This is a genomic window from Aeromonas sp. R4-1, from assembly GCF_040908325.1.
Classification (GTDB): Bacteria; Pseudomonadota; Gammaproteobacteria; order Enterobacterales; family Aeromonadaceae; genus Aeromonas; species Aeromonas veronii.
The window spans coordinates 50,406-64,117 of record NZ_JBFODM010000037.1 but is presented as its reverse complement, the minus strand read 5'-3'; the positions used below and the strand labels follow the sequence as shown (position 1 = coordinate 64,117).

13 protein-coding genes and 3 tRNA genes are annotated in these 13,712 nt (G+C 59.8%); 4 read left to right on the top strand and 12 right to left on the bottom strand.

The features are described from left to right. Window positions 1–75 precede the first annotated feature (75 nt). Entirely contained in the window at window positions 76–1,221 is a 1,146-nt protein-coding gene (locus AB5Y90_RS05305) for a MalY/PatB family protein (protein ID WP_257124524.1), read from the bottom strand. 181 nt (window positions 1,222–1,402) lie between these two features. On the opposite strand from AB5Y90_RS05305, the gene AB5Y90_RS05300 reads away from it, so the two are divergent. Further along, a complete protein-coding gene (locus tag AB5Y90_RS05300) occupies window positions 1,403–2,575 on the top strand; it encodes an MFS transporter (protein ID WP_257124525.1) in 1,173 nt (390 codons plus the stop codon). Between the two features lie 13 nt (window positions 2,576–2,588). Here AB5Y90_RS05300 and AB5Y90_RS05295 read toward each other — a convergent pair whose 3' ends face one another. Then, a complete protein-coding gene (locus AB5Y90_RS05295; protein WP_257124526.1) occupies window positions 2,589–3,503 on the bottom strand; it encodes a LysR family transcriptional regulator in 915 nt (304 codons plus the stop codon). A 132-nt stretch (window positions 3,504–3,635) separates the two neighbouring features. Then, complete coding sequence (locus AB5Y90_RS05290; RefSeq protein WP_005334909.1) at window positions 3,636–4,391, bottom strand: YciK family oxidoreductase; 756 nt, start codon at window positions 4,389–4,391, stop codon at window positions 3,636–3,638. 222 nt (window positions 4,392–4,613) lie between these two features. Between AB5Y90_RS05290 and sohB the strand changes: the two genes are divergently transcribed. Together sohB and AB5Y90_RS05280 are read left to right on the top strand one after the other, a co-directional pair. Beyond that, the gene (gene sohB / locus AB5Y90_RS05285; RefSeq protein WP_139438835.1) at window positions 4,614–5,621 is read left to right on the top strand and encodes a protease SohB; all 1,008 of its coding nucleotides are present in this window, start codon (window positions 4,614–4,616) and stop codon (window positions 5,619–5,621) included. A 200-nt stretch (window positions 5,622–5,821) separates the two neighbouring features. Further along, complete coding sequence (locus AB5Y90_RS05280) at window positions 5,822–7,045, top strand: MFS transporter (protein ID WP_307896365.1); 1,224 nt, start codon at window positions 5,822–5,824, stop codon at window positions 7,043–7,045. Between the two features lie 34 nt (window positions 7,046–7,079). Here the strand turns inward: AB5Y90_RS05280 and AB5Y90_RS05275 are convergent, their stop codons facing one another. Both AB5Y90_RS05275 and AB5Y90_RS05270 read right to left on the bottom strand, forming a co-directional pair. Further along, a complete protein-coding gene (locus AB5Y90_RS05275; RefSeq protein WP_257124528.1) occupies window positions 7,080–8,141 on the bottom strand; it encodes a GGDEF domain-containing protein in 1,062 nt (353 codons plus the stop codon). A gap of 175 nt (window positions 8,142–8,316) precedes the next feature. Then, the gene (locus AB5Y90_RS05270) at window positions 8,317–8,670 is read right to left on the bottom strand and encodes a DsrE/DsrF/TusD sulfur relay family protein (RefSeq protein WP_257124529.1); all 354 of its coding nucleotides are present in this window, start codon (window positions 8,668–8,670) and stop codon (window positions 8,317–8,319) included. A gap of 158 nt (window positions 8,671–8,828) precedes the next feature. On the opposite strand from AB5Y90_RS05270, the gene AB5Y90_RS05265 reads away from it, so the two are divergent. Then, window positions 8,829–9,221, top strand: a complete 393-nt coding sequence (locus AB5Y90_RS05265) for a DUF1090 domain-containing protein (protein ID WP_005334898.1) — start codon at window positions 8,829–8,831, stop codon at window positions 9,219–9,221. Between the two features lie 57 nt (window positions 9,222–9,278). Here the strand turns inward: AB5Y90_RS05265 and AB5Y90_RS05260 are convergent, their stop codons facing one another. The 7 genes from AB5Y90_RS05260 to astB form a co-directional block, all read right to left on the bottom strand. Then, window positions 9,279–9,527 carry a YfhL family 4Fe-4S dicluster ferredoxin gene (locus AB5Y90_RS05260; RefSeq protein ID WP_075114823.1) on the bottom strand — a complete coding sequence of 83 codons (249 nt, stop codon included), beginning with the start codon at window positions 9,525–9,527 and terminating at the stop codon, window positions 9,279–9,281. 1 nt (window position 9,528) lies between these two features. Then, the gene (gene yegQ / locus AB5Y90_RS05255) at window positions 9,529–10,890 is read right to left on the bottom strand and encodes a tRNA 5-hydroxyuridine modification protein YegQ (protein ID WP_106842767.1); all 1,362 of its coding nucleotides are present in this window, start codon (window positions 10,888–10,890) and stop codon (window positions 9,529–9,531) included. Window positions 10,891–11,167: 277 nt separating this feature from the next. Continuing rightward, window positions 11,168–11,458 (bottom strand): hypothetical protein, encoded by a 291-nt coding sequence (locus AB5Y90_RS05250; RefSeq protein WP_040069073.1) that lies wholly within the window; start codon window positions 11,456–11,458, stop codon window positions 11,168–11,170. A 142-nt stretch (window positions 11,459–11,600) separates the two neighbouring features. Further along, window positions 11,601–11,685: transfer RNA gene (locus AB5Y90_RS05245), tRNA-Tyr, on the bottom strand. A gap of 44 nt (window positions 11,686–11,729) precedes the next feature. After that, a tRNA-Tyr gene (locus AB5Y90_RS05240) sits at window positions 11,730–11,814 on the bottom strand. A 39-nt stretch (window positions 11,815–11,853) separates the two neighbouring features. Further along, a tRNA-Tyr gene (locus AB5Y90_RS05235) sits at window positions 11,854–11,938 on the bottom strand. A 241-nt stretch (window positions 11,939–12,179) separates the two neighbouring features. Then, the gene (astB, locus tag AB5Y90_RS05230; RefSeq protein WP_257124540.1) at window positions 12,180–13,517 is read right to left on the bottom strand and encodes an N-succinylarginine dihydrolase; all 1,338 of its coding nucleotides are present in this window, start codon (window positions 13,515–13,517) and stop codon (window positions 12,180–12,182) included. Window positions 13,518–13,712: the final 195 nt, after the last annotated feature.

Below are 13,712 nucleotides of genomic sequence, written 5' to 3'. Positions count from 1 at the left end.
CCGTTGACTGAGTTGACCGCTGGCTGATGACACAGGGTAAAAGGGATGGGGCTTGCCCATCCCGTTGCTGGCTGATCAGGGCTTGTTGTGGTTGAGGATTGCCCGCTCCATCCGCGCCAGCGCGTCGGTCAGCCGTGCCCTGGTGCAGCCGAAGTTGAGCCGCACGAACTGACCGTCGCCAAACTGGGCGCCGGGGGAGAGACCAACGCCGGCCTGCTCGAAGAAGGCGATGGGATCGGCAAGGCCAAGTGCGCTCACATCGATCCAGGCCAGATACGTCGCCTGATGACTGGCCAGCTTGACGCCGGGCCAGCGGGCAACCGCCTGCTGGATCAGGGCCAGATTGGCCGCCAGATAGTCGAGTTGCTCGGTCAGCCACTGTTCGCCACCCTCATAGGCCGCTTCGGCGGCGACAAAGCCCAGCAGGTTGACGTCGGCGCTGATGCCGCGCATCGCCTGTTGCAGCCTGAAGCGCAGACGGGCGTTGGGGATAATGGCGAAGGAGCAACAGAGACCAGCGATATTGAAGGTCTTGCTCGGGGCCATCATCACCGCGCAGCGCTCGGCCGCTTGCGCACTGATGGCGCCGTAGGGAATGTGGCGGGCGTTTTTATCCAGCAGCAGATCGCAGTGGATTTCATCGGAGCAGATCACCAGATTGTGGCGCGCGGCGATGGCATCGATGGCCAGCAGCTCGTCACGGGTGAAGATGGTGCCGCCCGGGTTGTGGGGGTTGCAGAGCAGCAGTAGATCTGCGGCGGGGGCCTGACGCTCAAGCTCTGCCAGGTCCAGCACCCAACGACCCGCCTCTTCAATCATCGGCACGGTGAGCAGGGGACGATCATTGAAGCCCGGCGCCTGCAGGAAGGGGTAGTAGACCGGCTTGGGGGTGATGATACCGCGGCCATGCTGGCTCCACGCCTTGCAGGCAAGGTTGAGCCCCGGCACCACGCCCGGCAGGAATACCAGCCATTCGGGCTCGATAGCCCAGCCATAGCGGGTCGCCATCCGTTCGATAATGAGTTCGATCAGGCGTGGCGAGGGGCGTGAATAGCCGAAAATGCCGTGGGCGACCCGTTTGGTCAACGCCTCGATCACGGACGGGGGGGAGACAAAGTCGGTATCGGCAACCCACATGGGCAGCACATCCTGACCCTTGTACTTGTCCCATTTCAGGCTCATGGTGCCACTGCGGTCTACTTCCTGATCAAAATCAAACATGCGAACTCCTTGTGCTGGCAGGATGGGCTTTCACTCTACGGGGTCGCGGCCTCCCTCGCAAGGCGCACACCTGCTTATGCATCCTTGAGCCCGCTCTTGATAGTGACATAAGATAGGCGCCGAATTTTCATACGGCTGCCGCCCGTTAGCCCGTATCGTCCCTCCAATCAGTGGTAACCCTATGAGCTTGTCGATAGCGGCGGTCAAACGCCCGGACCCCGTCTCTCTTTCATTTCTTGCCGTGACCTTTATGACCGGCGTCGCGGTGGCACTGCAGGTGCCTACCTTAAGTCTGTTTCTGGCCGAAGAGGTGCAGGTGCGCCCCTTTCTGGTCGGGCTCTTCTATACCATCAATGCGGTGGTGGGCATTCTGGTCAGCCAGTGGCTGGGCCATCGCTCCGACAACAAGGGGGATCGCAAGCAACTGATCCTGCGCTGCTGTTTTGCCGGGGTGGCGCTCTCCTTGCTGTTTGCCTGGAACCGCAACTACTGGCTACTGGCGAGTCTGGGGGTGATGCTGGCGGCGCTGGCGGCCACAGCCAGTCCCCAGCTGTTTGCGCTGGCGCGGGAGTATTCCGACAGCCGCAACCGGCGGGCTGACATGTTCAGCTCGGTGATGCGAGCCCAATTTTCGCTGGCCTGGGTCATAGGCCCGCCCATCGCCTTCGCGCTGGCCATCGGCTACGGCTTCGAGCTGATGTACTTGGCCTCTGCACTGGCCTACCTGCTCTGCGCCCTGGTGGTGTGGCGCTGGCTGCCCTCGCTGCCTTTGCCCAAGATGGCTGAAGAGAGCGAGCAGGTCAGCAGCTGGCGGGATCCGGCGGTGCGGGCACTCTTTATCGCCTCAACCCTGATGTGGACCTGCAACAGCATGTACCTCATCAATATGCCGCTTTACATCACCCGAGAGCTCGGGATGGATGAGAAGCTTGCCGGTATCCTGATGGGCACGGCGGCGGCGCTGGAGATCCCCTTCATGCTGCTGGCGGGTTACTACACGGCGCGCTTTGGCAAGCGCCCCATGATGTTGCTGGCGGTGCTGGCTGGCGCGGCCTTTTACACAGGTCTGGTGACCCTCACCGACCAATACGCCCTGATCGCCTTGCAGCTGTTCAACGCCATCTTCATCGGTATCGTGGCGGGGATCGGCATGTCTTATTTTCAGGATCTGATGCCGGGGAGAGCCGGGGTGGCGACTACCCTGTTTGCCAACAGTATCCGCACCGGCTCCATCATGGCAGGGGCCATCGCCGGTGTGGTGGCGGAGGTGTGGAGTTTCCACGGGGTCTTTATGGTGGCGCTGGGATTGGCACTGGTGGCACTGGCCGCCAGCTGGCGGGTGCCGAACGTCTGACGGGGGCTGGCTGTTATTTGTCGTGTTGGGGCTGGGGGTGCGGGAGCGGCGATGACTCGCCCTGATACTCGTTACGCAGGCAGCGCAGCAGCAGCTCGGTCGCAGGGCCGAGGGATTCGGGGGAGAGGGTCAGCAGATAGGTGTAGAGGTGGCGCTCGTTGCCGCTCTCCAGATCCAGCTGTATGAGCGACCCTTCCGCCAGCTCTCGCTCAACCAGATGGCGTGGCAGCCAGGCATAGCCGAGGCCAAGGCGCAGCATGGCGAGCACTTCGTGGTAGTGGGTCGCCTTCCAGCCGGTGTCATCCGCATCGTTCCAGTCCACCGAGCGGTGAATGGGGGGATGCAGGCTGATCTGGTTGTGGCCGGTCAGCACATCGCTGCGGATGGCCCCCTCCTCTTGTGCCAGCGGATGGCTGGCGGCGCAGAGGGGCAGCAGGCACACCTCGTCCAGCAGCAGGCCGGTGCGATCGCCGGGCAGGTGCTCGGAGAGCATCAGATCCCCCGGTTGCAAAGCGTTGAAGTGGCAGTGAATGCGTTCGTGCAGGTTGACCCGGCAACCCCGGCTGCGAGGATAGAAGCTGGCCAGCGCCCGATAGAGGCGATCCCTTGGTTGCAACGCCGAGACATAGAGGTTGATCTGCGGCTCCCACTGCCGCTCCAGGTTGTTGGCCAGATTCTCCAGCTCCTCCACCTGCTGGCTCAACTGACGGGCCCGCTTGAGGAAGATCTCGCCCGCCGGTGTCAGCACCGCCTTGCGGCCGCGCACCTCCAGCAAGGGCACCCCCAGACTCTGCTGCAACTTTGCAACCGCATGATTGAGGGAGGACTGGCTCTTGTTCAGCGCCTCGGCCGCCTGGGCGTAGCCGCCGCAGTCGACCACCGCCTGAAAGATCCGCCATTGCTCAAACGTGCTCTTGGGACGAAACATAGTTCAACCTGATTGGAGATAGGATGGTCAGTGGTTCGAACAGGGAGCCTGTGCCCCCTATTCAATTTAACCTCTGCCGCACAACACTCTGGGTATTTTATTGATTTATTTGGGCTGGGCCACGCAACTTGTTTATTTTGGCTGAGCTACAAAGGTCTGGCCGGTTTTGCCGCGGCTGTCCGACCCCATCAGGTAGAGGTAGAGCGGCATCAGGTCGGCCGGAGTCTTGAGGTTCATGGGATCTTCCGCCGGGAAGGCGCTGGCGCGCATCTTGGTACGGGTACCGCCCGGATTGAGGGTATTGACCCGCACACCGGTGTTCTCAAGCTCGTCGGCCAGCACTTCCATCATCCCCTCGATGGCAAATTTGGAGATGGCATAGGTGCCCCAGTAGGCGCGCCCCTTGCGTCCCACACTGGAGGAGGTATAGACGATGGAGGCATCGCCCTGCGCCTTGGCAGTCTGGCGCAGCAGCGGCAGCAGCGCCTGGGTCAGCAGGAATTCCGATTTGACGTTGACCTGCATCACTTCGTCCCACTCCTTCTCCTGAATATGTTCAAACGGGGAGAGGGTGCCGAGCAGACCGGCATTGAATAGCACGCCATCGAGGCGGCCAAACTGCTGGGCGAAGGTTTCGGCCATGCCGCGGTAGTGGGCGGCGGTGGCCCCTTTCAGATCCACCGGCACGATGGCGGGCAGCGGATAACCGGCCGCTTCAATCTGGTCATACACGGCTTCGAGTTTGGCGCTGGTGCGGCCGAGCAGGATCACGGTGGCACCGTGAGCGGCGTAGGTGAGGGCGGCTTCGCGGCCGATCCCGTCGCCGGCACCTGTGACCAGAATGACTTTATCCTTGAGCAGATCGCGGGGTGCCTGATAATCGAGCATGACAACTCCTGTTAACAAATTCCGGCCATAAGTGCATGGCAATCGGCGCCAAGTGTACTGATCCGCGCGCCTGTTTGACCAGCCAGCGGCAAGAAAAATGTGAAGAAAATAGAGAGGTTGTGATGCTCGGGTTGGTTTTTCCGGGCACTGGCTGCGATTTTTTGCGCGCCTCCATCAAACTCCCTAGAATGTGACGAAAACCGATCCATTCTGGAGTCCATCGTGACATTTCTGACCGAGTATGGCCTGTTTCTGGCCAAGACAGTGACCTTCCTGCTGGCCATCGGCGCCATCATCCTGATGATTGTGAGCACTCGCCAGCCGAAAGCGCGCAAGGGTGAGCTGGTGGTGACCGATCTCTCGAGCGAGCTGGAGCAGGGGCAATTTGCGCTCAAGAGCGCGCTTGCCAGCAAGGCCGAGCGCAAGGTGCTGGAAAAGCAGCAGAAAGAGGAGCAGAAAAAGCGCGCCAAGGCGGGGGATGAGCGCAGTCGCCTGTTCGTGCTCGATTTCAACGGCAGCATGGATGCCAAAGAGGTAGCCTCCCTGCGCGAGGAGGTGAGCGCGGTGATCGGCGTCGCCCAGCCCGGCGACGAGGTGCTGCTGCGGCTCGAATCCGGTGGCGGCGTGGTGCATGGCTATGGCTTGGCCGCTTCCCAGTTGCAGCGGCTGCGCGATCGTGACATCAAGCTCACCGTGGCGATTGACAAGGTGGCGGCGAGCGGCGGCTACATGATGGCCTGCGTGGCGGACAAGATCCTGGCTGCCCCCTTTGCCATCGTCGGCTCCATCGGGGTGATCGCCCAATTGCCGAACTTCAACAAGTTGCTGAAAAAGCACGACATCGAATTCGAGATGCACACCGCAGGTCAATACAAGCGCACCATCACCATGTTCGGTGAGAACGACGATCTGGGGCGCGAGAAGTTTCGCGAGGAGCTGGCGGCGATCCACGAGCGCTTCAAGGCCTTTGTGGCCGAGCACCGCCCGCAACTCGATATCGATCAGGTCACGACCGGTGAGCACTGGCTGGCGAGTCAGGCCAAGGGGCTGGGGCTGGTGGATACCCTCTGCACCAGTGATGATTACCTGCTGGCGCAGGCCAGCCACCACAAGGTGATCGGCATCAGCTATCGCAAGCCAAAAAGCCTGACCCAGAAGCTGGGGCAGCAGGGCGCACAGGCGCTGGAGGCGGGATTGGGCCGTTTGTGGCAGCAGAGCCCCTGGCGCTAAGCCCGGCCCTCTGGCGTTAGCCCGAGGGACATTCCGTGATAAAAAAGCCAGCCGATGCCCACCGGCTGGCCTTTTTGCATCCGGTTGCACCTTGCTGGTGAGCGAGGGTTGTTTCTATTGAGGCCCTCTGTTACAACTGAATGCTTTCCCCGTTTATGACAGGATCTTGTGGTAAGAGCTGCGGGGCATGGAGCATAGCGATGTCATGGAGCATCTTCAGGCAATTTACCCCGCTGGTCTGGATCGTCATTCTGGGTACCTTCATGGTACGCACCAGCTACTACATGGTGTGGCCCTTCCTCTCCATTCTGCTCTATCGGGAGTATGACCTTTCGGCCACCTTGATCGGCCTGTTGCTGGGGGGCTCGATGGCCCTCTCTACCCTGGTCAGTTTCTACGGCGGCTGGCTCTCTGATCGCTTCGGGCGGCGCAGCATACTGCTGGCCGGTTGTCTGGTGGCGATGATCTGTTTCGGCCTGCTCGGTTTCTCCCATGCGGTGTTCTGGCTCGGGGTCGGGGTGATGGGCAGCGGCCTCTCGTCGGGGCTCATCGATGCCCCCGGCAAGGCGCTGATGGCTGACAGTCTGGCCTCTGCCAAGGCGCGGGAGCTGGCACTGCACCTGCGCTATTTTCTGCTCAACCTGGGAGCCGCGTTGGGGCCGCTGCTCGGGGTGACCCTCGGGATCAACGCCCAGCAGGAGACCTTCCTGTTTCTGGTGGTGAGCTATCTGCTGCTGGCGCTGGCCTTTGGCTGGGGATTTCGCCGGGCTGGCTGCACAGGCAAGCCGGGTGCTGCTGGCCCCGGACTGCGGGATGCCATCAAGGTGTTGCTGGCGGATCGCGCCTTCCTGCTACTGGTGATGGCCAATCTCCTGATGGTGCTGGTCTACTCCCAGTTTCACTCGCCGCTGGTGCAATACCTGACCCGGGCCGGTATGCCGCAGGTGGCCGAGCTGGTTGCCCTGCTGGTGGCGACCAATGCCCTGACCGTGGTGCTGCTGCAGTTTCCGCTGCTGCGGTTGTTGTCACGCTGGCCGGTGCGGGTACGGCTTCATATCGGCATGGTGCTCTTTCTGGCAGCCCAACTGCTCTTCGCACTGGGGGACCCGACGGTGCGCAGTCACTGGTTTGGCGCCGTGCTGCTGCTCAGCATCGGCGAGACCATCCTCTTCCCCCTGCTCAACGTGCTGATCGACCAGATGGCTCCTACCCACCTCAAGGGGAGCTACTTTGGTGCCAGCGCACTGGCCGGGTTGGGAGGGGCCGCCGGCGCCCTGCTGGGAGGCTGGATCCTCGAGCAATGGAGCGGTCAGTGGCTCTATGCGCTGATGGCGCTGCTTTGTGTGGCGATTTTTGCGCTTTACGAGTGGGGCGCCAGAGTACAGCGTCCCGCTGTGGCCACGTCTGTGGTTGAGCGGAGCTGACCCGGTTAATGCGGGGATCTGTGATGCTGAATGTTCAGTGCGTGCTACCCGGCGTCTTCTCTTTGAGCGCCTTCTTGGCTGCGTACATCCTCTCGTCGGCGAGCCGGATCAGGTTTAGCCCGTCGTCGTAGTGCTCCGGCCCGGTCTGTACTATGCCGATACTGAGGGTGAGATCGCCCAACTGCTCCTTGACGGTGTTGATCAATCGTTTGAGATAGATATCCCGCGCCTGACTCTCGTTGCAGTTGGGCAGGATCAGGCAGAACTCATCTCCGCCATAACGAAAGCAGCTGTCTTCGGCGCGAAAGACCTGACGGATGCAGTTGCCGACGATGCGCAGGATCTCGTCTCCGCGCTGGTGACCTTCGGTATCGTTGATTTTCTTGAAGTTGTCGATATCGAGATAGGCGATGGCCATGGGTTCGGCACGGCGCTGACAGGTGCGCAGGCTCAGCAGCAACAGCTCGTTGAGGTGGCGAACGTTGAGCAATCCGGTCAGGGCATCGGTGCGGTTCAGTTCCTCCAGTTGTTTGGTACGCTCGCGTACTTTCTGCTCCAGACTCTTGGCATAGTTCTCCGATTTCTCTCTGGATGACTCTATTTCCGACACCAGACTGCGAATGTAGGTTTCGAAGACCAGAGTGATGTCGAACAGAAAGAGTTTGTCCAGTGCGGCCAGCATGACGAGGCGCTCCGGTTCATCGCGGATCTGCTCGAACATATCCTCGATCAGCAGGGCTTTGAGGGTGTTGATGGCGGCCAGATAGAGCTTGGGTTCGACCCCGATCCGCAGCCGGTTGTTGACGTACTCCAGATCGTAATGGCCGCTGAAGAGATCGAGCACATAGCGCCGTTGTGCGGTGCGCAACCGTATGAGGGTATCAGCATCCCCGATCAACAGGGCGATTTCGGTGATGGCCGTCTGCTGCTGGTAGAAGCGATCCACCAGGGCGTCGATCCGTGGTTCTATCTTGCTGCAATAACTTGCCAGCCGCGCCACATCCTGCTCATTGAGCAGCAATAACTCCTTGCGATGGGCAATATCGAAGTCGGTGATCCTCATCTGCTCAAGCAGGGTCTGTTCGGTCGGATTCATCGTCGTCCTCGGTTTATTACTGGGCGTTACGCTGTCCGTGAGGTGGGACAAACAAGCTGGCGTGGCAACTGATAGTGTAGTCAGTGAGACTGGCGGCGCGTGCAATGCCCCCGTATAGCGGGGGCCATGGAGGGTCAGATGAGGGCTAAAGGGGCAAGAGATCCGGAGGGGGAGATCAGAACGTCAGCACCTTGTCGGCCGCCAGGGTCCATTGGGCCAGCATCGGCAGGGTGCCGACCTCAATGCCCTCGATCAGCGGCAGGGCGGTGATGCCACGGGCATCGGTGCAGGTCTTGCACAGGCGAATGGTGACGCCTTGTGCCAGCAGGATCTCCAGCATCTGGCGCAGGTTGTACCCTTCGGCCGGAGCCTGACCGGCCAGTGCTGCACTCACCGCATCTGACATCAGGAACAGCTTCAGGATGGCACCACCCTGTTCGTTGAGGGCGATAGCGAGACGCAGGGCGTTGAACAGGGATTCGCTGCCATAGGGGGCACCGTTGGCAATGACCACAATTTGTTGATTCATAACAGACTCCCGATTGGAAAGAGCGTCATTGTAGAACCAACAGGGTGGCAATTGCGTGATGTTGCACAACTTCTGTCGCACCTTTTTCCCGCTTGCTTGACCCTGCTGCCGATCGAGGTTTTTATGGTCAGCTCGCAAACAAGACCGGATGAATCGAGATGTGGAAAGTATTGGGAGCCGGCTTGCTGCTGTTGGCGGGTCAGGCCTTTGGCAGTGAGGCGGTCGGTTGCAAGGCCCGTCTGCAGGCCGTCAACGACCAGCTGGTGTTTGCCAAAGCACACAACAATGCCGGGCAGATTGCCGGGCTCGAACAGGCAGCGCGCAATATCAAGGCCAACTGTACTGATGAAGGTCTGCTCAAGGAGCAGAAAGAGCGGGTTAACAAACTACGCGGCGAGGTGGACGAGCGCCTGCTCGAGTTGCAGGAGGCGAGAGTCAGTGGCAAACCGGAGAAGATTGCCAAGCGGCAGGCCAGGCTGGAGGAGTCCCAGACCCGAATGCTGGAGGCCCAGCGGGAGCTGGACAAACTGATCCGGCTGGTCGGCAAGTGATGCCCAGCCGCTGCACGCAGGATCAAAAAAGGCCGATTGCTCGGCCTTTTTTTCGTTTTACGGTCTGTGCATCCGCACAAACTTCTCCATCAGCTGATCTTCGGTCTCCACATAAGCGGGATCCCAGATGATGCAGTCGATAGGGCAGACACTGATGCAGGTCGGCTTCTCATAGTGACCGACGCACTCGGTGCAGCGACTGGGGTCGATCTCGTAGATCTCCTCACCCAGGCTGATAGCCTGGTTGGGGCACTCGGGATCGCACATGTCACAGTTGATGCACTTGTCGGTGATGAGCAGCGCCATCTCAGGCCGCCGTGTGCGGGTTGCGGGTATCCTGGCTGTCGCCCAGATTGCGCAGCAGGATGCCGTAGTTCACATCCAGATCTTTCGGGACCGGCACATAGACCACGTGACCGTTGCCCGGCGCGGTATCGATAAGCTCCCCTTTGCGGTTCTCCATCTGCTCCAGATTGAAACGGACGTTGCCCTGCGGGGTCATCAGCTCCAGATTGTTGCCCACCAGGAACTTGTTCTTCACTTCGACCTCGACCATGTCACCTTTGCGACCGGTGATCTCGCCGACAAACTGCTGGGTGTCGGAGACAGAGTAGCCGTAGTCGTAGTTCTGGTATTCGCTGTGGTTGTGACGGCGCAGGAAGCCCTCGGTATAGCCGCGGTGGGCCAGATTTTCGAGGGTACCCATCAGGCTGCGGTCGAACGGACGACCCGCTACCGCATCGTCGATGGCCTTGCGGTAAACCTGAGCGGTACGGGCACAGTAGTAGAAGGATTTGGTGCGCCCTTCGATTTTCAGGGAATGAACGCCCATCTTGGTCAGTCGCTCGACGTGCTCGACGGCGCGCAAGTCCTTGGAGTTCATGATGTAGGTGCCGTGTTCGTCTTCGAACGCGCTCATGTACTCGCCCGGGCGGTTGGACTCTTCCAGCAGCACCAGGGCATCGGTCGGCTTGCCAAGGCCCAGGGTGTTGTCCGGGCGGATGGCGATGGGCTCCTGACGGTGGACGATCTGGCCCACGTCATCTTCTTTACCCTCGTGCACCTTGTACTCCCAGCGGCAGGAGTTGGTGCAGGTGCCCTGGTTGGGGTCTCGCTTGTTGATATAGCCGGAGAGCAGGCAGCGGCCGGAGTAGGCCATGCACAGCGCGCCGTGAACGAACACTTCCAGCTCCATCTCCGGCACCTGCATGCGGATCTCCTCGATCTCGTCCAGCGACAGCTCGCGGGAGAGAATGGCGCGGGTCAGGCCCATCTGATGCCAGAATTTCACAGTGGCCCAGTTGACCGCGTTGGCCTGCACCGAGAGGTGAATGGGCATATCAGGAAAGGCTTCACGCATCATCATGATGAGACCTGGGTCAGACATGATCAGCGCATCCGGCTTCATCTCCACCACAGGGCGCATGTCGCGGATAAAGGTCTTGAGCTTGGAGTTGTGGGGCTGGATGTTGGCCACCACATAGAACTGCTTGCCCAGCGCATGGGCTTCGTTGATGCCCAGCTGCAGGTTTTCGTGATCGAATTCGTTGTTGCGCACCCGCAGGCTGTAGCGGGGCTGACCGGCATAGACGGCATCGGCGCCATAGGCGTAGGCGTAACGCATGTTCTTGAGGGAACCTGCGGGGGAGAGCAATTCTGGTTTAAACATGGCGGACTCTTTATATCTGATTGCAAATCAGGACGATGCCACCTGATGGCATCGTAGTGGTTGAGCTGCGGTGCAAGATGCCCTCCGAGAGGAGGCTCAATGCAGCGCGACCCGATGACGGCATATCCGGGGCTATCTAAAGAAGATGCGCCGGATATTCGGGGTGCGAGATTGTACTCGCCCCCACGTCATCATGCAATTTGGCAGGAATATCATGCGAATGGAAAATCAGCTTTTGGGGAATCTTTGATGGTGGGTTAGCGATAGTTGCTGATGTTCAATTATCCAGTGCGAGTTGAAAATCGGGAAACTGTTCGCTCATAAAATTGCGGGGGCTGTGGCCATTGCCTGCGGTGGCCAGCCATTCCCAATCCAGTTTTGGCGAGCCCGCTTTGAAGCGTTGATAGGCAACGCCCTGATGAATGGTCAGAAAGAGGGTCGTGGGGAGTCCCAGCTTGTTGCTGTAGCGCACCATCAGATCGCCCTGATAGTCGTTGCTGATTCTGACTTTGAGCGCCTGCAGTGTCAGACCGGTGGCGTGACCATGCTCGTCCCAGACTTCAAACATGATGTGAACACTCTGATGTCTATGATGCCACGATGAGCAAGATGGGATGCAATTGCAACTGTCAGATCTGACAATGCCGAAAAAGTGTGAGGGGGATAGCAGAAAGCGAAAACCCGGCGCGAGGCCGGGTTTTCTTGAATGATGGTGGAGGGAGAAGGATTCGAACCTTCGAAGGCAGAGCCGTCAGATTTACAGTCTGATCCCTTTGGCCGCTCGGGAACCCCTCCACAGGGGCAAAGCAAATTGTATTCAGCCATTGCAATCAGGGAAATGGTGGAGGGAGAAGGATTCGAACCTTCGAAGGCAGAGCCGTCAGATTTACAGTCTGATCCCTTTGGCCGCTCGGGAACCCCTCCACGGGGTATTTCCTGATTGTCACTACTTTTGCACTTGAATGGTGGAGGGAGAAGGATTCGAACCTTCGAAGGCAGAGCCGTCAGATTTACAGTCTGATCCCTTTGGCCGCTCGGGAACCCCTCCCCAAGTGCGAGGCGCATACTATCAGATCCAGAGGCTTTGTGAACCCCTTGATGAAGCATCTGGCAGTAAAAAGTGACTGTTCGTCGATTTTTTGATACGTCCAGCTCAAAATTCAAGCTTATCAGCAAGTTGTGCGCTGCTTTTCTGCACAAAACAGCATCCGTGCAAGTTGGCCATCGCGCTGAAGAGAAGGCAGATAGCAGAAGACCGCCTGCGTCGGCGGTCTTCCCGGGCATCATATCTAGCGCTGGAACGGGTAGACCGAACCCAGTTTCAGGAGCTGGGTCAGCTCGTCCAGCGCGCTGCGGGACTCCTGCACCAGTGCCGGATCCCGCAGGTCATCGAGGGTCAGGCGGTCACGGTAGTGGCGATCTACCCAGCCATCGAGGCGGGCAAACTGGCTGTCGTTGATGAGGCAGGCCGGATTGACCGCGGCGAGTTCCTGATCGTTCATGGCAACCCGCAGTCGCAGGCAGGCCGGGCCGCCGCCATTGCGCATGCTCTGTTTCACATCCATGTAGTGGACCGCCTTGATCGGGGTCTCCAGCGTCAGCAGCTTGCCAAGATAGGCCGACACCGCCGGATTATCGCGGCACTCGGTGGGGGCGATGATGGCCATCTCACCGCTCGGCAGGGTGAGGATCTGGGTGTTGAACAGATAGGATTTCACCGCATCCAGCACGGAAACTTCTGCAGTCGGCACTTCGATAAAGTGCAGGTCCCCTTCGCCAAACTTGGTACGTACCTCGGCCAGCGCCGACTCGGTATTGAGGAACGCCTGCTGGTGGAAGAAGAGCACGTTCTGGTTGCCCACCGCGATCACGTCGTTGTGGAACACCCCCTGATCGATCACCTCCGGGTTTTGCTGAATAAACACCACGCTCTCCTCGCCAAGGCCATGCAGGCGGGCGATGGCCTGGCTTGCCTCCAGAGTCTGGCGGGCCGGATAGCGCTTCGGCGCCGGGCGGGAGTAGTCAAAGGCGCTGCGGCCATAGACAAACAGCTCGACCCCCGCCTCGCCATAGGCGCGGCAGAGCCGGGTGTGGTTGGCTGCCCCCTCGTCGCCGAAGTGGTCATTTTCCGGCAGATGGAGGTGGTGGCTGAAGTGGCGATCATTGTTGAACACGGCGCGCAGGATACGGCCCGTGACGTCGGGCTCCAGAGAGCGGTGAAACTTGTTAGTCAGGTTGGCGGGGGTGAAGTGAATGCGGCCATCCTGAGTATCGGCACTGGGAGAAACGGTGGCGGCGTTGGCAGTCCACATGCTGGAAGCCGAATAGCAGGCAGCCAGTACGGCGGGAGCCTGCTTGGCTGCCTGTTCCAGCACCCGGGCATCGTTGCCGGTGAAGCCTAGGCGGCGCAGGGTCGCGAGGTCGGGACGCTCTTGCGGCGCCAGCACCCCCTGGGTCATGCCAAGCTCGGTCAGCGCCTTCATCTTGCGCAGCCCCTGTTTGGCGGCCTCTTTCGGATTGGAAGCCTCCTGGGCATTGCTCTGGGAGGCAACATTGCCGTAGGAGAGGCCGGCATAGTTATGAGTCGGGCCGACCAGACCGTCGAAATTGACCTCGAAGTGCTTCATTGAGTACATCCTTTCGATTTTTATGATGGGTAGCGGTTCCTTCCGCGCACAATGCGTCGGGGTTGGGCCATTATAAAGAGATTTTATGTTTTTGTAACAAGCCGGTAACCAGCAGACGTTTTTATGTCGTTTCAGATATAAAAAGAGGGGCGGTATGGCAGAAAATTGAAAAAGCGGTTGCGTCCGGCCTGTTGC

What these genes read in the sequence shown, in the direction of transcription:
- AB5Y90_RS05280 (WP_307896365.1), top strand. Translation starts at nt 5,822, where the DNA reads ATGTCATGGAGCATCTTCAGGCAATTTACCCCGCTGGTCTGGATCGTC.
- AB5Y90_RS05290 (WP_005334909.1), bottom strand. Translation starts at nt 4,391, where the DNA reads ATGCTCGATTATCAGGCACCCCGCGATCTGCTCAAGGATAAAGTCATT.
- astB (WP_257124540.1), bottom strand. Translation starts at nt 13,517, where the DNA reads ATGAAGCACTTCGAGGTCAATTTCGACGGTCTGGTCGGCCCGACTCAT.
- AB5Y90_RS05275 (WP_257124528.1), bottom strand. Translation starts at nt 8,141, where the DNA reads ATGAATCCGACCGAACAGACCCTGCTTGAGCAGATGAGGATCACCGAC.
- AB5Y90_RS05305 (WP_257124524.1), bottom strand. Translation starts at nt 1,221, where the DNA reads ATGTTTGATTTTGATCAGGAAGTAGACCGCAGTGGCACCATGAGCCTG.
- yegQ (WP_106842767.1), bottom strand. Translation starts at nt 10,890, where the DNA reads ATGTTTAAACCAGAATTGCTCTCCCCCGCAGGTTCCCTCAAGAACATG.
- AB5Y90_RS05260 (WP_075114823.1), bottom strand. Translation starts at nt 9,527, where the DNA reads ATGGCGCTGCTCATCACCGACAAGTGCATCAACTGTGACATGTGCGAT.
- AB5Y90_RS05250 (WP_040069073.1), bottom strand. Translation starts at nt 11,458, where the DNA reads ATGTTTGAAGTCTGGGACGAGCATGGTCACGCCACCGGTCTGACACTG.
- AB5Y90_RS05270 (WP_257124529.1), bottom strand. Translation starts at nt 8,670, where the DNA reads ATGAATCAACAAATTGTGGTCATTGCCAACGGTGCCCCCTATGGCAGC.
- AB5Y90_RS05265 (WP_005334898.1), top strand. Translation starts at nt 8,829, where the DNA reads ATGTGGAAAGTATTGGGAGCCGGCTTGCTGCTGTTGGCGGGTCAGGCC.
- AB5Y90_RS05295 (WP_257124526.1), bottom strand. Translation starts at nt 3,503, where the DNA reads ATGTTTCGTCCCAAGAGCACGTTTGAGCAATGGCGGATCTTTCAGGCG.
- AB5Y90_RS05300 (WP_257124525.1), top strand. Translation starts at nt 1,403, where the DNA reads ATGAGCTTGTCGATAGCGGCGGTCAAACGCCCGGACCCCGTCTCTCTT.